The 20,737-nt window shown below is 56.7% G+C and carries 23 protein-coding genes; 18 read left to right on the top strand and 5 right to left on the bottom strand.

Annotation, left to right across the window (positions count from 1 at the left end; all coding sequences use genetic code 11):
• Position 1: 1 nt before the first annotated feature.
• From tnpC to JIF53_RS12100, 12 genes are all read left to right on the top strand, one after another.
• Positions 2 to 1,645, top strand: coding sequence for an IS66 family transposase (tnpC, locus tag JIF53_RS12155; protein WP_008169627.1), 1,644 nt, complete (start codon positions 2 to 4; stop codon positions 1,643 to 1,645).
• 5 nt (positions 1,646 to 1,650) lie between these two features.
• Positions 1,651 to 1,896 (top strand): hypothetical protein, encoded by a 246-nt coding sequence (locus JIF53_RS12150; protein ID WP_199452574.1) that lies wholly within the window; start codon positions 1,651 to 1,653, stop codon positions 1,894 to 1,896.
• A gap of 38 nt (positions 1,897 to 1,934) precedes the next feature.
• Positions 1,935 to 2,594, top strand: coding sequence for a hypothetical protein (locus JIF53_RS12145; RefSeq protein WP_199452573.1), 660 nt, complete (start codon positions 1,935 to 1,937; stop codon positions 2,592 to 2,594).
• Positions 2,595 to 2,925: 331 nt separating this feature from the next.
• Complete coding sequence (locus JIF53_RS12140) at positions 2,926 to 3,552, top strand: hypothetical protein (RefSeq protein WP_199452572.1); 627 nt, start codon at positions 2,926 to 2,928, stop codon at positions 3,550 to 3,552.
• 805 nt (positions 3,553 to 4,357) lie between these two features.
• The gene (glyA, locus tag JIF53_RS12135) at positions 4,358 to 5,611 is read left to right on the top strand and encodes a serine hydroxymethyltransferase (protein WP_014420579.1); all 1,254 of its coding nucleotides are present in this window, start codon (positions 4,358 to 4,360) and stop codon (positions 5,609 to 5,611) included.
• A gap of 72 nt (positions 5,612 to 5,683) precedes the next feature.
• Positions 5,684 to 6,202 (top strand): transcriptional regulator NrdR, encoded by a 519-nt coding sequence (gene nrdR, locus JIF53_RS12130; RefSeq protein ID WP_011784360.1) that lies wholly within the window; start codon positions 5,684 to 5,686, stop codon positions 6,200 to 6,202.
• Positions 6,199 to 7,314, top strand: coding sequence for a bifunctional diaminohydroxyphosphoribosylaminopyrimidine deaminase/5-amino-6-(5-phosphoribosylamino)uracil reductase RibD (gene ribD / locus JIF53_RS12125; protein WP_023011679.1), 1,116 nt, complete (start codon positions 6,199 to 6,201; stop codon positions 7,312 to 7,314). Before nrdR ends, ribD begins: the two co-directional genes overlap by 4 nt.
• A 64-nt stretch (positions 7,315 to 7,378) precedes the next feature.
• On the top strand, positions 7,379 to 8,494 hold the full coding sequence (gene ribBA, locus JIF53_RS12120; RefSeq protein ID WP_011784362.1) for a bifunctional 3,4-dihydroxy-2-butanone-4-phosphate synthase/GTP cyclohydrolase II: 1,116 nt from the start codon (positions 7,379 to 7,381) through the stop codon (positions 8,492 to 8,494).
• Positions 8,495 to 8,542: 48 nt separating this feature from the next.
• On the top strand, positions 8,543 to 9,019 hold the full coding sequence (gene ribE / locus JIF53_RS12115; protein WP_011784363.1) for a 6,7-dimethyl-8-ribityllumazine synthase: 477 nt from the start codon (positions 8,543 to 8,545) through the stop codon (positions 9,017 to 9,019).
• Positions 9,019 to 9,495 (top strand): transcription antitermination factor NusB, encoded by a 477-nt coding sequence (nusB, locus tag JIF53_RS12110; RefSeq protein ID WP_014420583.1) that lies wholly within the window; start codon positions 9,019 to 9,021, stop codon positions 9,493 to 9,495. Before ribE ends, nusB begins: the two co-directional genes overlap by 1 nt.
• 3 nt (positions 9,496 to 9,498) lie before the next feature.
• Positions 9,499 to 10,446: a thiamine-phosphate kinase gene (gene thiL / locus JIF53_RS12105; protein ID WP_199452571.1), complete on the top strand. Its 948-nt coding sequence runs from the start codon at positions 9,499 to 9,501 to the stop codon at positions 10,444 to 10,446.
• Complete coding sequence (locus JIF53_RS12100; protein WP_014420585.1) at positions 10,443 to 10,967, top strand: phosphatidylglycerophosphatase A; 525 nt, start codon at positions 10,443 to 10,445, stop codon at positions 10,965 to 10,967. The genes thiL and JIF53_RS12100 overlap by 4 nt, the downstream gene beginning before the upstream one ends.
• Positions 10,968 to 11,000: 33 nt before the next feature.
• Here JIF53_RS12100 and JIF53_RS12095 read toward each other — a convergent pair whose 3' ends face one another.
• The gene (locus tag JIF53_RS12095; protein ID WP_011784367.1) at positions 11,001 to 11,204 is read right to left on the bottom strand and encodes a DUF6316 family protein; all 204 of its coding nucleotides are present in this window, start codon (positions 11,202 to 11,204) and stop codon (positions 11,001 to 11,003) included.
• 269 nt (positions 11,205 to 11,473) lie between these two features.
• Here JIF53_RS12095 and JIF53_RS12090 point away from each other — a divergent pair, with 269 nt between their 5' ends.
• Positions 11,474 to 12,121 (top strand): DUF2057 family protein, encoded by a 648-nt coding sequence (locus JIF53_RS12090; protein ID WP_199452607.1) that lies wholly within the window; start codon positions 11,474 to 11,476, stop codon positions 12,119 to 12,121.
• Positions 12,122 to 12,186: 65 nt separating this feature from the next.
• Here the strand turns inward: JIF53_RS12090 and JIF53_RS12085 are convergent, their stop codons facing one another.
• On the bottom strand, positions 12,187 to 13,713 hold the full coding sequence (locus tag JIF53_RS12085) for a WS/DGAT/MGAT family O-acyltransferase (RefSeq protein WP_041654568.1): 1,527 nt from the start codon (positions 13,711 to 13,713) through the stop codon (positions 12,187 to 12,189).
• Between the two features lie 82 nt (positions 13,714 to 13,795).
• The gene (locus JIF53_RS12080) at positions 13,796 to 14,716 is read right to left on the bottom strand and encodes a LysR substrate-binding domain-containing protein (RefSeq protein WP_199452570.1); all 921 of its coding nucleotides are present in this window, start codon (positions 14,714 to 14,716) and stop codon (positions 13,796 to 13,798) included.
• A gap of 152 nt (positions 14,717 to 14,868) precedes the next feature.
• On the opposite strand from JIF53_RS12080, the gene JIF53_RS12075 reads away from it, so the two are divergent.
• Positions 14,869 to 15,855, top strand: a complete 987-nt coding sequence (locus JIF53_RS12075) for a glutathione S-transferase family protein (RefSeq protein ID WP_199452569.1) — start codon at positions 14,869 to 14,871, stop codon at positions 15,853 to 15,855.
• A 14-nt stretch (positions 15,856 to 15,869) separates the two neighbouring features.
• Here the strand turns inward: JIF53_RS12075 and ispB are convergent, their stop codons facing one another.
• A complete protein-coding gene (gene ispB / locus JIF53_RS12070; RefSeq protein WP_199452568.1) occupies positions 15,870 to 16,838 on the bottom strand; it encodes an octaprenyl diphosphate synthase in 969 nt (322 codons plus the stop codon).
• Positions 16,839 to 17,079: 241 nt separating this feature from the next.
• Here ispB and rplU point away from each other — a divergent pair, with 241 nt between their 5' ends.
• From rplU to proB, 4 genes are all read left to right on the top strand, one after another.
• A complete protein-coding gene (gene rplU, locus JIF53_RS12065; protein ID WP_011784373.1) occupies positions 17,080 to 17,391 on the top strand; it encodes a 50S ribosomal protein L21 in 312 nt (103 codons plus the stop codon).
• A 35-nt stretch (positions 17,392 to 17,426) separates the two neighbouring features.
• Positions 17,427 to 17,687 carry a 50S ribosomal protein L27 gene (rpmA, locus tag JIF53_RS12060; protein WP_011784374.1) on the top strand — a complete coding sequence of 87 codons (261 nt, stop codon included), beginning with the start codon at positions 17,427 to 17,429 and terminating at the stop codon, positions 17,685 to 17,687.
• Positions 17,688 to 17,823: 136 nt separating this feature from the next.
• The gene (gene cgtA, locus JIF53_RS12055) at positions 17,824 to 19,017 is read left to right on the top strand and encodes an Obg family GTPase CgtA (RefSeq protein ID WP_011784375.1); all 1,194 of its coding nucleotides are present in this window, start codon (positions 17,824 to 17,826) and stop codon (positions 19,015 to 19,017) included.
• 30 nt (positions 19,018 to 19,047) lie between these two features.
• Positions 19,048 to 20,172 carry a glutamate 5-kinase gene (gene proB, locus JIF53_RS12050; RefSeq protein WP_014420591.1) on the top strand — a complete coding sequence of 375 codons (1,125 nt, stop codon included), beginning with the start codon at positions 19,048 to 19,050 and terminating at the stop codon, positions 20,170 to 20,172.
• A gap of 67 nt (positions 20,173 to 20,239) precedes the next feature.
• Here the strand turns inward: proB and rpsT are convergent, their stop codons facing one another.
• Positions 20,240 to 20,509, bottom strand: a complete 270-nt coding sequence (gene rpsT / locus JIF53_RS12045) for a 30S ribosomal protein S20 (protein ID WP_011784377.1) — start codon at positions 20,507 to 20,509, stop codon at positions 20,240 to 20,242.
• Positions 20,510 to 20,737 lie beyond the last annotated feature (228 nt).

Genomic DNA, 20,737 nt, shown 5'->3' with positions numbered 1-20,737 from the left:
CATGAAATCAACGCCTGATAACGCCTCTTCAACTCCCGATTTCAGCGGTCTCTCCACCGCTGAAATGATGTCTGTTATCAGCAATCTGCAAGCACAGCTGGCCGCTAAAGAAGACGCCCTCCAGAACCAACAAGTTCAACTGAAACAGCACGACGAGACCCTCCAGCGTCGCGACAACTATATCGCCATCCTCGAAGAACTGCTGCGTCACAAGAAGATCCAGCAGTTCGCGGCCAGCAGTGAAAAGCAGCCCAACCAGATCCTGCTGTTCGATGAAGCGGAGCTGGAAATCGAGATTGATGAACTGCGCGAGGAGCTGCCCGAGGATGTCGAAGAGGCCGACGCTCCTCGTCGTTCCCGCAAGCGTCGTCAGCGTGGCTTCTCTGATACGCTACTGCGCGAGCGCATTGAACTGACCCTCAGCGACGAAGAGAAAGCCGGTGCCACCAAGACCTTCTTCACCAAGGTGAAAGAAGAGCTTGAATATATCCCGGCCCAACTGAAAGTGCTGGAGTACTGGCAGGAAAAGGCGGTGTTCGAGCAGGACGGCGAAGAACGGATTGTTGCGGCTGCTCGGCCAGCACACCCGCTGGGTAAGTGCATCGCCACCCCATCACTGCTGGCCTGCCTCATTACCTCCAAGTATGCCGACGGCCTGCCGTTGTACCGGCAGGAACAGATGTTCCAGCGCCTGGGGCATGAAGTGAGTCGCACCAGCATGGCTCACTGGATCATCCGGTTGAATGACGTCTTCCAACCGCTGATCAACCTGATGCGGGAAACCCAGAACGGCAGTGATTACCTGCAAGCCGATGAAACCCGGATCCAGGTGCTCAAGGAAGACGGCAAATCGGTCCACTCCGACAAATGGATGTGGGTCACCCGGGGTGGCCCACCGGGACAACCCTCGGTTCTGTTCGAGTACGACCCATCGCGAGGTGGCAAAGTGCCGGTGCGCCTGCTGGATGACTTCCAGGGCATTCTGCAAGCCGATGGCTATTCCGGCTACGGTCAGGTCTGTGCCGCGAACAAGCTGACGCGGATTGGATGCTGGGACCACGCGAGACGTAAGTTCGTGGAAGCGTCCCGGGCTGCGCCGGCCAAAGGCAAAAAGGGCCAGCCCTCAAAAGCGGATGTGGCCCTGAGCCACATCCGCAAACTGTACGCCATTGAAAAGGCCGCCCGAGATCTGAGCGATGAAGAGCGCTATCAGTTACGTCAGGAAAAGAGTCTGCCATTGCTCAACACCTTCAAAGCCTGGCTGGAGAAAAATGCCGCCAAGGTGATGAAAGGCCTGCTCACCCGTAAGGCCATGGATTACACCCTGAACCAGTGGGACTATCTGGTTGGTTACTGCGAACGCGGTGACCTGAACATCAGCAATGCCGGTGCCGAGAACGCTATTCGCCCGTTTGCCCTCGGCAGAAAGGCCTGGCTCTTCGCCGATACCTCACAAGGGGCGAAAGCCAGCGCCACCTGCTATTCGCTCATCGAAACCGCCAAGGCCAATGGCCTGGAGCCTTCCGCTTATATCCACCATGTGCTGGAACGAATTGCTAAGGCCGACACGCTGGAGAAGCTTGAAGCCTTGCTGCCCTGGAATGCCGAGTTGTTGGCTTTGAAAAAAGTGGCTCAATACGATTAGGGCAAGTGGGTCGATTTAACGGCGCTTACCATAGGAATGACGATTTTAGGCAAAGGCTGGACGAAGCCCTTGAGGATGACCTAGAGCGAATTTTTGCACAATTTGAAAAACATGAGCACGAACGGATAGTAACTGGGATTTTTGAAGACTCTCAGGATGGCTATTTAAAAAAACATGGCTATTCTTATCCAGACTGTGATATGACCATTGCGATGAGCGAAGCACTGATTGAGCGTTATAGCTTTTGGTGAGATGAGCCTTTAAAGGGTTAGCCTTTAAAGGGTTAGCAATGATGGAGAAGTCAACATTGTTCATCGTCAATGGAAAAAAGCCAGGGGAGCCATACAACGAAGTGCTAAGCTTCTGGCTTCCGCCTGATTCCCCGTATGGGAATCTACAGCTTAAGTACATGAAGATCATTCTTCGTTTAGACGAGGCTAATAGAAAGATTGCCGATAGTTTGCATTTTTGGGGAGCTTGCCAAGGTGGTGGCATGCTACCTATCGGAGCCTTCGAACGCCACATTTTCTCTAATGAAGAGGCTATATATATGCTCCGAAGGGCAGCGGATGAACTGGTTTCTTTGGTATGGCTGCTGTCAAAATACGAGGCTGATAATCAGTATCCCCGCAGCATCAAAATAGATTGTCTTGGTGCGGTGGTTTCTCAAGATGAGAGTAGCCGTCATGAAGCGTATGCTGAGCATGTTGAGCTGATGAAAATCTTGAATGACATTGCCAATGCTTTTAAACATTCATTCGTAAATTCGGACCAAACGATTATCGGAGCGCGCGAGCCTAGAATTCATGCGCTTGCCTTGGCATTTAATAAATTAGGCTCTGCGCCAAAGTTCTATGATGTCTCGATTTCAGAGCTGACTGGTAAGTTCAATGCGTTTTACGAAAGCTGTGTGTCATGGCTTTCTGCTTACTCCGCGAGAAATCGTTAACAAAGAATTGCAGCGGACAAGGCGCTGAATGCGGCGTTACCGTACAACCCCAATGTCCGCTTTGCGACCGTAGGGGGCTCCAAACTATCAAACAAGAGCGAAAATTCGCGCGCCCAAAATTCACTAGAGGGCTTGGCACCATAGTAATTCCTAACGAGGCACCAACGTACGGAAGACTCTTATTAACGGTGCAACTGAAAAAGGGATGTTTACACAACATTCCTGAGAGATGGCACACTGTGCCAACCGGGATTCCATGACTAGACGCAGAGGATTGGCAGGCTTCGTTTTTCTTGGCTCGGTTAAACGATCAATCTGATAGGTTTGAGGCATGATAGATGTTGACAGGATCAAATCAGATTATATAGAGCAAATCCGTCCTCTACTGGCGGATTGTATTTACTACTACGGGCTATCGACTAGTTTGCCGCAGATATTGACTTTGTTGTCTACACGATTAGTTTGGGTTAGTCCCAGCCACGAGACTATTGGCCTCATTATAGAGAAAGCTCAGCCAGAGATAGTGCGACAGTTCTTTGAGGCCGCTGAAATGCACTATGGAGAAGGCGGGGTCACATGTGACGAAGAGCTTCCCTCCATGGGTGTCCTAATTAGCCGAATCAGCTATCGAATCGGAGAAATACGTGTTGCCAACCCGGATGAGCTTAGCGAGTTCTGGCTACTTTGTTTTATGTTCAGAGATGTGTGCTCAGCATATAAATCGACAGGGGCAACAGAAACCTCTATTCGGGTCCTCTTAAAGTGGGATTTGGACGGCAAGCTGGCTTCTATGCTCAAGGTAGAGAGCCCAGAGAAAATTGGAGAAAATCTGCCTGCATATACTCCGCCAAACCAGCGAAAAGGAATGCAGGCCTGGCCGCGAGATGAATGGCGTTCTAAGTCCCTGTGGGACGAGTGGTTTGATGAGAAAGGGACATTTTCTGAAGTTCAATTGTGAAACTAGATAGCTCAGATTCAACGATTAGCTGGTGCAGCCCGCCGCGAAGTGAGGGCGAGGCCCCTCGACGCCGTTTAAGACGACATCCTGTCGAGGGGGTACAGTACAACTTCAACTCCTGCCAACCGACGAGGGACGGGATTCGGGACATAGCCCCCAGATTGAGTTCCCTCGTTACTGCGTAATGCCGCTTTTGGTTCCACTGATACCGAGTTCAGAATGGGCTAAAAAAGTTAAGTTTTGGTCCCTATAATTCGATTAATCTGCGTAAAGTTAACTAAAGTTACCAAAAAGCGTGTTTTTTTCAGGTAATAATCATTGGCTTCGGCGGCAGTAAGCCTGCCTTGCGTGGCCTTCAACCCACCCACCCTGCAAAGTTAACGAAGTTTTTATGGGGTAGATAAGCCAATTGAGCCATTTTGGCATATTCCTTTTATCAAACAGTAGCTTGAAAAATGAAAGCACGTCAGGCGACTGATCGAGGACTTCGGGGTGAGCGATCCGGGATCGTCAAAATCAGGGATGATTTTGTCGAGCGTACAGGGACGTATTTACAGCGTATCCCGGATCGCTCACCCCGAAGGCCGATACCACGGACGTCGGTACCTGAGAACAATAACCGGGTAAGGTATCTAAAGCGTTCCGCGATAGCAATTGACAGCCTCCGGTGTGCCGGTATCTGCGGACGGCATAAAGGATGATTTTTAACCCGCTTTCAAGATAGAATAGCGGCCCAATTTTTCAGGGGTTCCGGCTTGCAAAGAGGCATCGCCGGGCCAGCCATACAGACAGGGGCAGCACATCCATGTTTACTCGTGATATGAAAATCGCCGGTTTCGATGACGAACTTTGGAACGCTATGCAGGCGGAAGAAAAGCGCCAGGAAGCACACATCGAACTGATCGCGTCTGAAAACTACACCAGCCCGCGGGTGATGGAAGCCCAAGGTAGTGTGCTGACCAACAAGTACGCTGAAGGTTACCCCGGCAAGCGTTACTACGGTGGCTGCGAGTTTGTGGACATCGCTGAGGATCTGGCCATTGCCCGCGCCAAGGAGCTGTTTGGTGCCGCCTACGCCAACGTGCAGCCGCATTCCGGTTCACAGGCCAACTCTGCGGTGTTCATGGCGCTGCTCAAGCCCGGTGATACCGTTCTGGGTATGAGTCTTGCTCACGGTGGCCACCTGACCCACGGTGCCAGCGTGAACTTCTCCGGCAAGATCTACAACGCGGTTCAGTATGGCCTGAACCCGGAGACCGGTCTGATCGATTATGACGAAGTGGAAGCTCTGGCTGTCGAGCACAAGCCGAAAATGATCATCGCGGGCTTCTCTGCTTACTCGCAGGAGCTGGACTTTGCCCGTTTCCGTGCCATCGCCGACAAGGTGGGCGCGTATCTGTTTGTTGACATGGCCCACGTGGCTGGTCTGGTCGCCGCTGGCGTCTACCCGGATCCGGTACCTCACGCCCACGTAGTTGCGACCACCACGCACAAAACCCTGCGCGGTCCACGTGGCGGCCTGATCCTGGCCTGTGACGACGAAGATCTGCAGAAGAAGCTGAACTCTGCTGTGTTCCCGGGCGGTCAGGGCGGCCCGTTGATGCACGTGATTGCGGCCAAGGCCGTGTGCTTCAAGGAAGCCATGAGCGACGAGTTCAAGGCCTACCAGCAGCAGGTCGTGAAGAACGCCGCCGCCATGGCAGAGGTGTTCATCGAGCGCGGCTTTGACGTGGTTTCCGGTGGTACCAAGAACCACCTGTTCCTGGTGAGCCTGATCAAACAGGACATTACCGGTAAAGACGCGGATGCCGCACTGGGCAAAGCGCACATTACCGTGAACAAGAACGCCGTGCCGAACGATCCTCGTTCACCGTTCGTAACGTCCGGACTGCGCATTGGTACTCCGGCGGTGACCACACGCGGCTTCAAGGAAGCCGAATGTCGGGATCTGGCAGGCTGGATGTGTGACATCCTCGATAACCTTGAAGACGAAGCGGTTAATAGCCGTGTGCGGGAGCAGGTGGAAGCTGTCTGCGCACGGTTCCCGGTCTACGGCTAACAGGCTTAGAGACAGGTCAGCCCGGGCGCTCCGGTGAGTGCCCGGGTTCTTTCTTTCCGGAGCAGGTGATTTATGCATTGTCCTTTCTGTGGTGAAGCCGATACCAAGGTGATTGATTCGCGCCTGGTGGCCGAGGGTGACCAGGTTCGCCGCCGCAGGGAGTGTCTGTCCTGTCGTGAGCGATTTACCACCTTTGAAACTGCCGAGCTGGTGATGCCCCGGGTCGTTAAGCAGGATGGTACCCGGCAGCCATTTGATGAAGAAAAGCTGCGGGCCGGCATCATGAAAGCTCTGGAAAAACGTCCGGTCAGCATTGAGGAAATCGATGCCGCCCTGAACCGTATCAAGTATCGTCTCCGCTCGACTGGTGAGCGTGAAGTCAAGTCGATGCAGTTGGGTGAGGAGGTAATGACCGAGCTGCGCCAACTGGACAAGGTTGCCTACGTGCGTTTTGCGTCGGTTTACCGCAGTTTCCAGGACATCAACGAGTTCAAGGAAGAGATCGAGCGGCTGTCCCAGGGCAATGGCGATACCGCGGTGGATGTTGCCAGGGCATTGGTGGATAACGGTACAGACAAAGGCAAGGCATGATTTCAGACCGTGATCGGGCAATGATGGCCCGGGCCGTTCAGCTGGCCTGGCGCGGTCGCTATTCCACCCATCCCAATCCCCGTGTTGGTTGTGTTATTGCCAAAGGCGATCTGATTGTGGGCGAGGGCTGGCACGAGCGTGCCGGTGAAGCCCATGCGGAAGTGCGTGCTTTGAGCCAGGCAGGCCATGAGGCTCGGGGAGCCACCGCCTACGTTACCCTGGAGCCGTGCAGCCACTACGGGCGCACGCCGCCCTGCGCACGGGCACTGATAGATGCCGGTGTGGCCCATGTGTTTGCCGCCACCAAAGACCCCAACCCGTCTGTGTCCGGTCGGGGGCTGGATATGCTCAGGGAGGCTGGCATACGGGTGACCGAAGGCGTGATGGCCGATGAGGCTGCGCGTCTGAATCCTGGCTTCATGAAGCGTATGAATACCGGTCGCCCCTGGGTTCGGCTGAAGATGGCGGCCAGTCTCGATGGCCGGACCGCCATGGCCAGCGGTGAAAGCCAGTGGATAACCGGCCCGGAAGCGCGCGCGGATGTGCAGCGTTTGCGGGCGATCAGCGACGCCATCCTCACCGGGGTAGGTACGGTACTGGCGGATGACCCTTCGTTGACCGTTCGGCGGGACGAGATGGGCGATATCGGCGATGCCACGGATCCGTCCCGGCAGCCGTTGCGGGTGATCGCCGACCGGGATGCCCGTACGCCGGCCACCGCCAGGATTCTTCAGGGTGGCAATGTGCAGGTATTCTGCGCCAGTTCGACACTGGCCTCAGGCCCGGCCCAGGATCTGGCTGCGCTGGGCGTCAGCCTGACCGGGGTTGCCTGGAAAGATAACGGTGTTGATGTCGCCGAGTTGCTGGACGCGCTGGGAGAGCTTGGTATTAACGAGTTGCTGGTTGAAGCCGGCCCTACGCTGGCCGGTACGTTCATCGGTGAAAATCTTGTGGACGAGCTCTGGCTCTACCAGGCCCCGGTTTTCCTGGGTAGTACCGGCAGGCCGACAGCGCATTTGCCGCTGGAGACCATGGCCGACAAAGTGCAATGGAAGGTGCTGGATCGTCGTCAGGTGGGTGAGGATCAGCGTCTGATCCTGGCTCGCCACTAATCATTCAATCCATTCCCCGAGAACCGGCTAGACTGTCGGGAGGGGTGAAAGGGTGCAGAACCGTATGGCACTGAACAGCATTGAAGAAATCATTGAAGACATTCGCCAGGGCAAAATGGTCATCCTGATGGATGATGAGGATCGCGAGAATGAGGGCGATCTGGTGATGGCGGCGGAGCACTGCACGGCAGAGGCCATCAACTTCATGGCCCGCTTTGGCCGCGGACTCATCTGTATGCCCATGACCCGTGATCGCTGCGAACAGCTGGGTCTGCCGTTGATGGTTCAGCAGAATGCTTCTGGCTTCGGAACTAAATTTACCCTGTCTATCGAAGCCCGTGAGGGTGTTACCACGGGAATTTCTGCAGCGGACCGGGCTCGTACCGTGCAGGCAGCGGTTGCCCGGGATGCCAAGGCTTCTGACCTCGTTCAACCGGGACATATTTTCCCGCTGATGTCCGATCCTGGTGGCGTTCTCAGCCGTGCCGGTCACACCGAAGCGTCGTGCGATCTGGCGGCCCTGGCTGGCTGTGAGCCGGCCGGTGTGATCTGTGAAATCATGAATGATGACGGCTCCATGGCCCGGCGCCCGGATCTGGAGAAGTTCGCAGAAGAGCATGATCTGAAGATCGGCACCATCGCAGACCTGATTCATTACCGCACTATGAACGAGCGCACGGTGGAGTGCGTGGAACAGAACGAACTGGATACCGAGTACGGCCTGTTCAAACTGCACACCTACCGGGACAATATCCAGGGTGCTACCCATCTGGCTATGGTAATGGGCGATATCCAGCCGGAGGAGCCGGTGTTTGTGCGTGTGCACATTACCGATACCCTGCGCGATCTGCTGGGTGCACGCCGCAAAGATTCCCGGAGCTGGCCGCTGCATCACGCACTGGAGAAGGTTGCGGAAGAAGGCAAAGGCGTGGTGGTGCTGCTTAACAGTGCTGAAGACAGCTACAACCTGGAAGACCGGATTCAGGAGTTCTTTGACAAAGGGCAGGGATCCTCAGGCAAGGGCAGTTCCGGCGTGTATTTTACCGTCGGTACCGGTTCCCAGATTCTCCGGGATCTTGGAGTCGGTAAAATGCGCCTGCTCAGTCCGCCGGTTAAATTCTCCGCCATCTCCGGTTTCGACCTGGAAGTGGTGGAATACGTACCTTACGCCCCCGAATGATAAACCCGGTTATCGCCAATAAGGCGATGACCCGTGAAGGAGCCCGAGATGGCAGATATCAAAGTAATTGAAGGTGATTTTACCCAGTGCAGCGGCCGCTATGCGCTGGTGGTTGGCCGGTTTAACGGCTTTGTGGTGGAAAGTCTGGTGGAAGGTGCAGTGGATACCTTGCGTCGTCACGGCATTTCCAATGATGACATTGCCATTATCCGTGTGCCGGGTGCCTATGAAATGCCACTGGCGGTCAAGCGTGTTGCCGAAACCTCGGACTACGACGCCATTATTGCCCTCGGCGCGGTAATTCGTGGTGGTACTCCCCACTTTGAATACGTGGCGGGCGAGGCCTCCAGTGGCCTGGGCGCTGTCAGCCTGGAAACCGATGTCCCGGTTACCTTCGGCGTATTGACCGTAGATTCCATTGAGCAGGCCATCGAACGCTCCGGCACGAAGGCCGGCAACAAGGGCGCGGAAGCCGCCATTACTGCCCTGGAAATGGTCAGTCTGTTCAAAAAGTTGGGTGAGTAATGAGCGAAGCGGGTGACACTTCTCCCCAGCCGGGGAAAACCGGCCAGCCCAAGGCAGGCGATCGCCGCCGGGCACGGGCGCTGGCCATGCAGGGTTTGTATCAGCGGCACTTCAGCAAAACGCCGATTTCTGATATCGAAGCCGAGTTCATGGTCGACAACGACATGAGCAAGGTCGATATCATGTATTTTCGGGATCTTCTGCGTGGCGTTTACCGCGAGCAGGCAGAGCTCGACAAACTGCTGGAGCCGTTTCTGGATCGTCCCCTCAAGGAGGTCGACCCGGTTGAACTGGCGATCGTTCGCCTGGGCGCCTATGAGCTGAAACACCGCATCGATGTGCCCTATAAAGTGGTCATCAACGAGGGTATTGAAATGGCCAAGCGCTTTGGTGGCACCGAAGGGCACAAGTTCGTGAACAGCATTCTGGACAAACTCAGCCGCCGGCTTCGCCTGGCCGAGACCCGCCCGCGTTGATTCATGGGTGAATTTGAGCTGATCCGGAAGTATTTCCAGCCGCTGGCCGATGGTGCCGGGCAGGATCAGCTCCTTCTCGGTCCCGGCGACGACTGTGCGATCCAGCGGGTATCGCCGGGGCTGGATCTGGTGTTTTCTGTGGACACCCTGGTAGAGGGCGTTCATTTTCCTTCCGATTATTCGCCAGATTATCTCGGATGGCGAGCTCTGGCGGTTGCGGTCAGTGATTTGGCCGCGATGGGCGCAAGCCCGGTCTGTTTTACTCTGGCTTTAACCTTGCCAGACGCCAATCAGGGCTGGCTGAAGCCGTTTTCAGAGGGGCTGGCCCGGGCCAGCAAAGCCTTTGGTATCGCCCTAGCGGGCGGAGATACTACCCGTGGCCCCCTGACAATCAGCATCCAGGTGCACGGAACTGTTGAGAGTGGGCGTGCACTTTATCGATCCGGCGCGAAGCCCGGCGACCTGATATGTGTCAGCGGCACGCTCGGGGCGGCCGGTGCCGCTCTTGATTACCTTGCTGCCCCCGCGCCCTCACCGGCCCAGCTCGCCTTGTTGTCACGTTATCATTTCCCGCAGCCTCGTCTGTCACTGGGTCAGCAGCTGGCGGGCTGTGCCTCCTCTGCCATAGATATTTCTGACGGGCTCCTGGCGGATCTCGGCCATATCCTTGATGCCTCGGGGGCCGGAGCGCGAATCGACACGGGACGTATACCGATGATGGCGGAGTTGGTTGCATTAAAGGGTGAGAACGCCCGGGATCTGGCGTTGGGAGCAGGAGATGACTATGAGCTTTGCATCACCATCCCGCCAGAAACCTTCGGCACCCTTGACGCTTCTGTGGCCTGTGAGCTGACGGTCATTGGAGAGATTACTTCGGAGCCTGGCCTTCAGCTGAGCGGGCCGGTCTCTGGCGTCATTCAAGGATATGAGCATTTTGGGAGACCCGCATGAGTGATGAGCTGATGCATGAACCGGACGCCGCCCAGGTCATCTTGCCCCCTGGCTTTCTGAAAAACCCGGTCCACCTGTTGGCCTTCGGTTTTGGCAGCGGTGCAGCGCCCAGAGCGCCGGGAACCTGGGGTAGCCTCGCCGCTATTCCGGTTTGGTATGCCTTTTCCTGGATGCCTCCGTTGGCCTACTGGCTCGTGGTTCTGGCGGCGTTTCTGGTGGGTATCTGGTTGTGTGGCAAAACCGCGACAGACCTGAAAGTGCATGATCACGGCGGTATTGTATGGGATGAATTTGTGGGGATGTGGATTGCCCTGGGCCTGTTTCCGGATCAGCTTTACGGGGTGCTCATGGCGTTCATGCTGTTCCGGCTGTTTGACGTGTGGAAGCCCTGGCCCATTAACTGGCTGGATGAGCGCTTGCCCGGCGGGCTCGGGATTATGGTGGACGATGTCGTCGCCGGGGCCATGGCGCTGGGTTGCCTTTGGGCGATTGACGTCTGGGTGATGCCCTATATTATCTAGCGGGGCATCACCCATTCGGTATTGTTGGGTGGGTTAGTGCACCTGCTGCTCTTCTGGCAGCATGCGAACAACATGCAGAAAGCGTTTAAGGCCGACCTCTGCCCGCTCTCTTGAGGCAAAAGGCCCACTGTCGAAGCCTTCGCGGGTTGTAAAGTACCATTTGCTCCCTACGCAGAAAAAACGACTGCTGCGAAACGGGACGGGGCCTTGCTCTCCTGTCCTGCGCTGAGTGTCCATGGTTTCTCCTGAGCCCACTTGTTCTTTTCTTCTCGGGCTGTGCGTTGTGTAAGCCGACTTGTTTAAAATTAATCCAATTGCAGCCGAATTCAACAATTTTTTACATTCTTACGTTGGGCATCACATTCCGGACCTTCCTGCAGTGAAAGTGAATTCCGTTGCGTGCCTTGCTCTGATCCGCCGGGATGGTCAGAATGCTTGGCAGAGTTGCCCTCAACATTGCAGGCCGTGCCAACGGCCATCCCTATGGATAAGGAGATGAAGTGAGTATGTGTCACGTTCCAAGGCTTTTCAAGTTGCTGGCTGTTCTGGCGAGCGTTGTCATGGCGGGCTGTGCATCGAGTGTGGCCAGAGTGGATACCTGGGAAGGCCAGTTGCCGGCGACGACAAAACCGGCCGTGCTGCAGGCGCCCGGTGAGATACAGGTGGTCAGTGTGAATGGTCGGAACATGACCAACTTCCTGATTGAGGATCTGGCGCTGGATTACGGTTTGTTGCCGGGAGAGAACGAGGTGGTGTTCCGCTACAAAACCATCTGGGCGAAGAGTGGTGTGGTGCGTAACGGCGAATCCAAAGTGCATGTTATTGAGAGCGGTACTCAGGTTGCGCGTTTCAAGGCGAGCCCGGACGCAGTCTATGGTTTCGAGTTTAATAAGCCGGCAAGTCGCCAGGAAGCCGAAGCCATGATGGAGAGCTTTTCAGCGAAGATCGTCGCCGGCAATGGCACCGTCGTGGCGGTATCTGAGGAGTGGGACGGACAGTCCCGGCTGACGGACAACCGCACTCCGGTTCCGGCTTCCGGAGTCGAGAGCACCGGCCTTCCCCAGGAAGGCGGTACTCTGGATAAGCTCAAAGCCATTTGGGCCGACGCTTCTGATGAAGACAAGAAAGCCTTTTTGCGTTGGGCATTCGAATAATCCGGCGCCGGGCCTGGGGGCCCGGCTTTTTCTCTACCGTTCTTCGGAACGACTATCCGCCCCGGCTATCTTCTGAATCTGCCCAGCCCACCTTTTAGCAGTTTTTCCACGTAGGCAAGGACATCGTCGGTCATGTTGTGTTGTGGTTCCGGAAACTGCTCATGGCCCTGATCGGGGCCCAGCTCCGCTGCAGCTTTCTCTATCGCTTCCAGACTGTCGTGTACCAGTTCCGGTAGCTGGTCGCTGTCGGCGACCACGTCCGGGCAAAGCGTAAAGTTCAGGGTGAGCTGGCCCTGGTAGCTGACCGCAACAATCACCAACCCAAGGCTGTCGAATAATGGGGCACTGTTGTACTGGCGCACCAGTCGGGCACCTTGCAGGTACAGCGGTACCTGCGGGCCCGGTACGTTGGTAATCGGCACGTTGAACAGTGGCTGGTAGCGCTGTGCGACCTGCAGCTCGGAATACAGGCGGGCGGACAGTGCCAGCAGCGTTGACGGAAGTAGCTCGGTCAGCCGGTCTGCGGCTATGGCTTCACGGTAGGGCTCGGATTCAACCGCATTGCGGTGAATTCGCCGGATCCGGGCTGCCGGGTTGGGTTCTGCGGTGGCCAGGTCCAGCAACATGGCTGACATCTGATTGCCGGTGGCCTTGCGAAGACTGCTGGAACGAACCGAGATCGGCGTCATGGCGACCAGCGAGGATTTCGTTTCTATGTTCTGGTTGGCGAGGTATCGGGCCAGGGATTCGGCACACAGGCCGAGGACCACATCATTCAGGGTGACGTCGACCAATGAGCCCTTGATGGCTTTGAGCCGGGACAAGTCCACGCTGGTTGAGACAATTCGCCGGTTGGCGGTAATCTGCCGGTTGAAGGGGCTGTGGGGCGCGGTGAACAAGGGCAGTGGCAATGGCAGCTTGTGTAATTGCTTCTGGATCAGCCCACGGGTGGTGGCTTCGGCGGCGTTATAGGCCAGAGAGGCCAGCTGCATCGGCGTTTTCAGCATGTTGGCGCCGGCCTGCAGGAAAACCCGCTCTTCTGAAGGTTCCTGCCTTGGCAGCCAGGGACGGGGTGGCGTGATGGTTCTCGGGCTGGGTGTGTACTCCAGTAGCTTGCCCATGATTTCCTCACCGCTAAACGCGTCAATGGCGGCATGGTGCAGCTTCACGATCAGTGCAAACCCTTCTTTTTCACCCTCCGGATCGTCGATCCGGAAACCATCGACAAAGGTGATGTGCCAGAGTGGTCGGTCCCGTTTCAGCGGCTCTTCAAGAATCTTCGAGGCCAGGGATATCAGGCTGGCCTGCTTGCCGTGTTCGCCAAGGTTTACGTAGGCCAGGTGCCGCTCGATGCTGAAATCGGCGTCGTCCACCCAATAGGGGCGGCCAAGCCGGAGAGGGATTTCTTTCAGCTTCTGGCGGAACAGAGGTACCACGTGGAGCCGGCTGCGCAGATAGGCGACGAAGGTGCTGAATGCCAGTGGGTTGGACAGCCCGCTGGCATCGAACAGATAAATGCCGCCGATGTGCATCGGGGTGGTGTCCGATTCCAGATACAGGAACGAGGCATCCAGTTCCGACAGCTGACGCATGGAACGCACTCCTTGTGTTTCTCGTTGTATTCGGCTGGTCAGTATACTTCAGGTCGTGAATTCGCCGGTTGGCCCCTTTGCCTCAGGAATCGGCAGGCTTGAGCCACTGGCTGAGGCTCTGGTCTTCGCTCAGCCGGTTCCAGAACCACATCAGTGCCTTGCCTTTGTCTTCACTGTGGCGGGCCAGGTGAATGGCGATCGGGGGGCGTGGTTCGTGCACGGCTTTCGCCACCAGCCGGCCTGAAGCCAGTGCCTCCCGGATGCGTGGCAAGGGCAGCCAGCCAACGCCAAGGCCTGCTTCCTGTATGGCAATTTTCTGGTCGATGTTGGTGACGGTCAAGGTTCGTTGGCGCCGGAAGATGCCGGCATGGCCGGGTGGCAGCGCGCGGGAGGTGTCGGCGGCAACGGCAGCGGGAAATGGGGCGATGTCGCTTTCTTTCAGGGGGTCTTCTGCCTGGGCCAAAGGGTGGTTGGCCGCCACGGCAAAGACGAAAGGTATCTCGCCCAGTGGCTTGGTGGTAAAGCTTCCGGCGGGCTTGCTGAGCTGGTCTGCGCCGATCACCATGTCGACGCGCCGGCTTTGCAGGGCGTCCCAGGCGCCTGCAAAGACCTCCTCCACCACCTGTACATCCACTGGAACGCCCAATTGGTAAAAAGCGTCAATCGCCGGAAACAGGCATTGTGCCGGCAGCAGCGAGTTGAATCCTATTCTAAGCCTGGTTTCCCAGCCCTGAGCTACCTGGCGGGTAGAGTGAGCCAGGTTCTCGGCGGCTTCAAGCAGCGAGCGGCCTTCCTCCAGCAGGTAACGACCGGCGGGCGTGAGCACGGCTTTGTGGCCGGTTCGGTCAAAGACACTGACGCTGAGGTCTTCCTCAAGCTTCTGAACGGTGTAACTGATGGCCGAGGGAACCCGGAACAGTTCGCTGGCGGCACCGGCAAAACTGCCCTTGCGGTCGATAGCGTCCAGTACTTTGAGTGCGTCGATGGTAATGGCTGTATGCATGTTCGAATAATCTGAAAGTGTTTGCCAGAAATGCTTGCTATCAGCCTAGCAGCACAGCCGTTAGCCTGTCTCTATTAATTCAGAACCGGGTCGGCCCCATCACACTTCATCAGGGCAAATGTCATGGTGGCTGACCTCGCAGGAGGGTAGTTATGGGCTTGTTGGTTGACGGCTGTTGGCACGATCAGTGGTATGACACGGGCAGAACCGGTGGCAAGTTTGAGCGCGAAGCGGCGCGGTTCCGGAACTGGGTAACCGCTGATGGCTCTGCCGGGCCGGCCGGAGAGGGTGGTTTTCCTGCAGTGAGTGGCCGGTATCACCTGTATGTTTCCATGGCCTGCCCCTGGGCCCACCGCACCTTGATTTTCCGGAAGCTCAAAGGTCTGGAGGACCATATTTCAGTGTCTGTCGTGCACCCGGACATGGTGGAAAACGGCTGGGAGTTCCGGCCCGGTCGCAAAGACCATCAGGACGACTTGTATAATTTTGACTTCATGCACCAGGTCTATACCCGTGCCGCCCCGCATTATTCTGGCCGGGTCACGGTGCCGGTGTTGTGGGACAAAGAGCGCGAAACCATTGTCAGTAATGAATCCGCCGACATTATCCGGATGTTCAACTCCGCCTTTGATGGCCTTGAGGGCGTGAATAACGACCGGGATTTCTACCCGGAAAGCCTGCGTGGTGACATCGAGGCGGTGAATGAACGGGTTTACCACACGGTGAACAACGGCGTTTACAAAGCAGGGTTCGCGACTGCGCAGGACAAGTATGAGGAGGCCTACCAGGCCCTGTTCGACTCCCTGGACTGGCTTGAAGAAAGGCTGGCGGAGAAGCGCTATCTCACCGGTAACCGGCTAACCGAGGCCGATTGGCGGCTGTTCACCACGTTGATCCGGTTTGATGCGGTGTATTACAGCCACTTCAAGTGCAACCGCCAGCAGATCTGCGACTATCCGAATCTGTCCGGCTATGTGCGGGAGCTATATCAGGTGCCGGGCGTGGCTGAAACCGTGGATCTGGGCCAGATCAAGCGTCACTACTATGTAAGTCAGCGCACCATTAACCCAACCCAGATTGTGCCGGTGGGGCCAGAGCTGGAATTCGAAGCACCCCACGGGCGTGAACATCTCGGCTGAATGGGCCTGGTTGACTAGCTTACCCGGGCTACCGCCACTTCGGTCAATAGTTCCAGCGCCTGCCGGTGCTCAGAGCCCGGCAGGCAGACCAGCAGGTCTCTCGCGATCTGCGCCTGCTCTTTTGCCTTTGTCATGGTGTATTCGATGGCACCGGACGCCTTAACGATATCCAGTACTTTCGGCAGGTCATCCAGCCCTCCCTTCCGGATGGCCTGGCGGATCAGTTGCCTTTCGGCTTCGCTACCATTGGCCATGGCGTAGATCAGCGGCAGGGTGGTTTTGCCTTCCGCCAGGTCGTCTCCCACGTTCTTGCCCATGGTTTCGGCATCGCCCTGATAATCGAGAACGTCATCAACCAGCTGGAATGCCAGCCCCAGGTGCTTGCCATAGTCTTTCAGGGCATTTTCCTGTTCCCTGCTGGCTCCGGCCAGCAGGGCGCCCGTGTGGGACGCGGCTTCAAACAGCATGGCGGTCTTGTTGTGGATAACGACCATATACTGGTCTTCGCTCAAGTCCGGGTTCTTCACATTCATCAGCTGCATGACCTCTCCCTCCGCAATAACGGCCGTGGCGTGCGACAGCACGTTCATGATCGGCAGGCTCTGCAGCTCGACCATCATTTCGAAGGCCCGGGCATAGAGGAAATCGCCGACCAGCACGCTGGGCGCGTTGCCCCATTTTGCGTTGGCTGTGCTGCGGCCGCGGCGCATATCGGAGGTGTCTACCACATCGTCGTGCAGCAGGGTGGCGGTATGCAGGAATTCAATCACGGCAGCCAGCTTCAGATGATCGTCTTTCTGGTAGCCGGCGGCCTGGCTGGCCAGCAGAACCAGCAAAGGACGCAGGCGTTTGCCGCCGCTTTCGATAATGTACTGGGCGATTTTCTCAACCAGCGGGACATCGGAAGCGAGCCGCTTGATGATAAGGTCGTTAACGCGGCTGAAATCATCCGCTACGGTGTCGTAGATGCGCTGGGCTGTCATCGGGCCGGTAAGTCCCTTGCTGGTGTTTTCGTTGAGTTTTCGGGCAGGTCGCGGCAATGCTAGGTATTGCTGCTTACAGTGTCAACTTGAGCCGGAATCCGGCTTGTATTGGTCGACGGGTTTTCGTACAATCACGCGCCCAACTCATCCCAACCTGCGCTCCCTGCAATAGGGTCGCCAGAGCGCTTCCCTTAGAACCAGGTGGATAAGAGCAGGGATGGGTCAATCGCGGAGACTATGAATGTACGCAGTTATTGTTAGCGGTGGTAAGCAGCACCGTGTAAAAGAAGGCGAAACTCTGAAGCTGGAAAAGCTGGAAGTTGAAACCGGCGGTTCCGTTGAGTTTGATCGTGTTCTTCTGGTTGCCAATGGCGACGACGTAAAAGTTGGCGCTCCGGTTGTTGAAGGTGCCAAGGTGACCGCAGAAGTGGTTAGCCACGGTCGTCACGACAAAGTGAACATCATCAAGTTCCGTCGTCGTAAGCATCACATGAAGCGTCAGGGCCACCGTCAGTGGTTTACTGAAGTCAAGATCACGGGTATCCAGGGCTAAGCCCTCGAATAACCCCTTAATGAAGGAGGCTGGTAATGGCTCATAAAAAGGCAGCAGGTAGTACCCGTAACGGTCGCGATTCCGAGTCGAAACGACTTGGTGTCAAGCGCTACGGTGGCGAGTCTGTATCTGCAGGCAGCATCATCGTTCGTCAGCGTGGCACCCGTTTCCACGCTGGCAGCAACGTAGGCATTGGCAAGGACCACACCCTGTTCGCGAAAGCGGAAGGTCAGGTGAAGTTCGAAACCAAAGGCCCGCAGAACCGCAAGTTCGTAAGCATCGTTCCGGCTGCGTAAGCAGCGGCGATCCGGTTCTGTTGAACCTTGGGTTTGCCTGATATGCTGATTTAGTCAGTTCTCAGGTGAATCCGGAGCCCCGCAAAGCTTCCTTGAGGCTGCGGGGCTTTTTAGTTTATGCAAAGGCATTTGGCGTATGAAATTTGTAGACGAAGCCACCATCATTGTTGAAGCCGGTAAAGGCGGGCATGGTTGCCTGAGCTTCCGGCGGGAAAAGTACGTGCCAAAGGGTGGTCCCGACGGCGGTGACGGTGGGGATGGCGGTTCCGTCTATCTGGAGGCGGACAGCGCACTCAATACCCTGATTGATTACCGCTTCCAGCGTAAATACAAGGCCCAGAATGGTGAGCCGGGCGCTGGCCGTAACTGCACCGGTACTAAAGGCGAAGATCTGGTGCTACCGGTGCCGGTTGGCACGACAGTGGTGGATATGGATACCCATGAAGTGCTGGGAGATCTCACCAAAGAAGGTCAGCGTCTGAAAGTGGCTCAGGGTGGTTTTCACGGCCTTGGCAATACCCGTTTCAAGTCGTCCGTTAATCGTGCTCCGCGCCAGACCTCCAAAGGGTCTGAGGGTGAGGCGCGTAATCTGCGTCTGGAACTGAAGGTTCTGGCCGATGTCGGTTTGCTGGGTTTGCCCAATGCCGGCAAGTCTACGTTCATCCGGTCGGTTTCCGCCGCGCGCCCGAAGGTAGCGGATTATCCCTTCACCACCCTGGTACCAAATCTTGGTGTGGTCAGTGTGCAGGCCCATCAAAGCTTTGTCATCGCGGATATCCCTGGTCTGATTGAGGGGGCCGCGGAGGGAGCAGGGCTTGGTATTCGTTTCCTGAAGCACCTGGTCCGGACGCGCTTGTTGCTGCACCTGGTGGATGTTGCTCCTTATGACGGCTCGTCTCCGGCCGACGCGGTCAGGGCGATTGCCCACGAGCTCGAAAAGTTCAGTGAAACGCTGGCCAGCCGTCCACGTTGGCTGGTGCTGAACAAGGTCGATATGGTCGCCGAGGAAGATCGCGAGGCCCATTGTCAGGCCATTGTTGATGAGCTTGGCTGGGAGGGGCCTGTGTTCCGCATTTCCGCGCTGAGTGGTGAGGGCACCAAACCTCTGGTGCAGGCCGTGATGCGCTGGATTGAGGAGCAGGCCGAGCAGGAAGCCGACAATCCCGATTTCGCTGAGCAGGAAGCCGCGCGCAGGCGTCGCATGGACGAAGAGGCCCGTCAGAAAATTGAGGCGGATCGTCAGGCCCGTAGAGCGGCCCGTAACGCGGATGATGACGACGACTTTGACGACGATGATTACGACGTTGAAGTGGTTTACGCACCGGAATAACTCACTAACGGAAGAGACTGTACCGCTATCATGAGTGAACGCCTTCAGCTTCGACAGGCCCGCCGTCTGGTGGTCAAGATCGGTAGTGCCTTGCTGACCAATGATGGCAAAGGTCTGGATGTGGCCGCGTTGGGGTTGTGGGTAGATCAGATCGCAGAGCTGATTGCCGAAGGGGTGGAGGTGGTGGTGGTGTCCTCCGGCTCGGTCGCCGAAGGCATGAGTCGCCTTGGTTGGACCGTTCGCCCCCAGCACCTGCACGAGTTGCAGGCTGCGGCTGCTGTGGGGCAGATGGGGCTTGTGCAGACCTGGGAGGCCCAGTTCAAGCGCCATGATATCCATACGGCGCAGATTCTGCTGACCCACGACGACCTCTCCGACCGCAAGCGTTACCTGAACGGCCGCAGTACCCTGCGTACGTTGCTGGATTACGGTGTGGTGCCGATCGTGAACGAGAACGATACGGTGGTGACCGACGAGATCCGCTTTGGTGATAATGACACCCTGGGTGCGCTGGTGGCGAACCTGATTGAGGCGGATGGTCTGATCATTCTGACCGATCAGGTGGGGCTGTTTAATAAAGACCCCCGCAAGCACGGCGATGCTGTGCTGGTGACCGAGCGCAGGGCGGAAGATCGCGAGCTGGATGCCATGGCCGGCGGTGGTGCCGGAGCGCTCGGGCGCGGTGGTATGCAGACCAAGCTGAGGGCGGCCCGGTTAGCGGCCCGCTCAGGCGCGTTTACCGTGATTGTTGGTGGCCGGATTGAGCATGTGATTGCCCGATTACGCCAGGGTGATGTGATTGGCACCTTGCTGTTGCCGGAGCAGGGGCGGCTGGCGGCCAGAAAGCAGTGGATTGCCAGTCACTTGCAAACCCGGGGCAAGCTCACGCTGGATGATGGTGCGGTGAAGGTGTTGCGCCAAGGTGGACGGAGTCTGTTGCCGGTGGGTGTGAAGGCTGTGTCCGGGCAGTTCCGGAGGGGGGAGATGGTCTCCTGTGTCGATCTGACTGGCAAAGAAATCGCGCGGGGGCTGGTTAACTATGATGCTGATGAAGCCAGGGCCATCTCGGGCCGGTCCAGTGATCGCATTAACGATGTTCTGGGTTATGTGTCCGATGAGGAGATGATCCATCGGGATAATCTGGTGGTGGTTTGATCTTTTTCGCTTGATTCAGGCACAAAAAAAACCGGCTGGCTAGCCGGTTTTTTTATTTCGCACAGAATCAGGCGCTTTTCAGAGCCTTGATTTTGGCGTTCAGACGGCTCTTGTGGCGAGCAATCTTGTTCTTGGCGAAGATGCCTTTGTTGACCATGCTGTCCATGATCGGCTGAGCTTCTTTCAGAGCAGCCTGGGCTTCATCGTGGTTGCCGGCCTTGATCTTGGCGTCGACCTTTTTCATGTAGGTGCGTGCCATGGAACGCAGGCTGGCGTTATGCTTGCGGTTTTTCTCGTTCTGACGAGCGCGCTTCTTGGCTTGCGGGGAATTTGCCACCGTAAAACTCCTGAAAATTCGTTGCTATAAAAAAGAAATTTTTACATCGCGGGCGCGCCAAAACCAGCGCGTCGAAATAAATGACGCGGAACTATGCCGCTGAATACCTGAAATGTCAAGGCCGACGCACGGTTCGTGCCTCGCCTGCAAAGCCCTGTGATACACTCCGGCATCGCAGCGCTGGGGCTGGCCGGGGGGCGTTACTCCGCCTTGTGGATTACCGAGATG

Origin of the sequence: Marinobacter sp. bablab_jr008 (assembly GCF_016464145.1) — a bacterium.
Lineage (GTDB): Bacteria > Pseudomonadota > Gammaproteobacteria > Pseudomonadales > Oleiphilaceae > Marinobacter > Marinobacter nauticus.
Note: the sequence above shows the minus strand (reverse complement) of the source record. Positions and strands in the feature narration are given on the sequence as shown.

Coding starts and splice junctions, on each gene's coding strand:
- tnpC (WP_008169627.1), top strand. CDS start 2: ATGAAATCAACGCCTGATAACGCCTCTTCAACTCCCGATTTCAGCGGT.
- JIF53_RS12145 (WP_199452573.1), top strand. CDS start 1,935: ATGATGGAGAAGTCAACATTGTTCATCGTCAATGGAAAAAAGCCAGGG.
- JIF53_RS12140 (WP_199452572.1), top strand. CDS start 2,926: ATGATAGATGTTGACAGGATCAAATCAGATTATATAGAGCAAATCCGT.
- glyA (WP_014420579.1), top strand. CDS start 4,358: ATGTTTACTCGTGATATGAAAATCGCCGGTTTCGATGACGAACTTTGG.
- nrdR (WP_011784360.1), top strand. CDS start 5,684: ATGCATTGTCCTTTCTGTGGTGAAGCCGATACCAAGGTGATTGATTCG.
- ribD (WP_023011679.1), top strand. CDS start 6,199: ATGATTTCAGACCGTGATCGGGCAATGATGGCCCGGGCCGTTCAGCTG.
- ribBA (WP_011784362.1), top strand. CDS start 7,379: ATGGCACTGAACAGCATTGAAGAAATCATTGAAGACATTCGCCAGGGC.
- ribE (WP_011784363.1), top strand. CDS start 8,543: ATGGCAGATATCAAAGTAATTGAAGGTGATTTTACCCAGTGCAGCGGC.
- nusB (WP_014420583.1), top strand. CDS start 9,019: ATGAGCGAAGCGGGTGACACTTCTCCCCAGCCGGGGAAAACCGGCCAG.
- thiL (WP_199452571.1), top strand. CDS start 9,499: ATGGGTGAATTTGAGCTGATCCGGAAGTATTTCCAGCCGCTGGCCGAT.
- JIF53_RS12100 (WP_014420585.1), top strand. CDS start 10,443: ATGAGTGATGAGCTGATGCATGAACCGGACGCCGCCCAGGTCATCTTG.
- JIF53_RS12095 (WP_011784367.1), bottom strand. CDS start 11,204: ATGGACACTCAGCGCAGGACAGGAGAGCAAGGCCCCGTCCCGTTTCGC.
- JIF53_RS12090 (WP_199452607.1), top strand. CDS start 11,474: ATGTGTCACGTTCCAAGGCTTTTCAAGTTGCTGGCTGTTCTGGCGAGC.
- JIF53_RS12085 (WP_041654568.1), bottom strand. CDS start 13,713: ATGCGTCAGCTGTCGGAACTGGATGCCTCGTTCCTGTATCTGGAATCG.
- JIF53_RS12080 (WP_199452570.1), bottom strand. CDS start 14,716: ATGCATACAGCCATTACCATCGACGCACTCAAAGTACTGGACGCTATC.
- JIF53_RS12075 (WP_199452569.1), top strand. CDS start 14,869: ATGGGCTTGTTGGTTGACGGCTGTTGGCACGATCAGTGGTATGACACG.
- ispB (WP_199452568.1), bottom strand. CDS start 16,838: ATGACAGCCCAGCGCATCTACGACACCGTAGCGGATGATTTCAGCCGC.
- rplU (WP_011784373.1), top strand. CDS start 17,080: ATGTACGCAGTTATTGTTAGCGGTGGTAAGCAGCACCGTGTAAAAGAA.
- rpmA (WP_011784374.1), top strand. CDS start 17,427: ATGGCTCATAAAAAGGCAGCAGGTAGTACCCGTAACGGTCGCGATTCC.
- cgtA (WP_011784375.1), top strand. CDS start 17,824: ATGAAATTTGTAGACGAAGCCACCATCATTGTTGAAGCCGGTAAAGGC.
- proB (WP_014420591.1), top strand. CDS start 19,048: ATGAGTGAACGCCTTCAGCTTCGACAGGCCCGCCGTCTGGTGGTCAAG.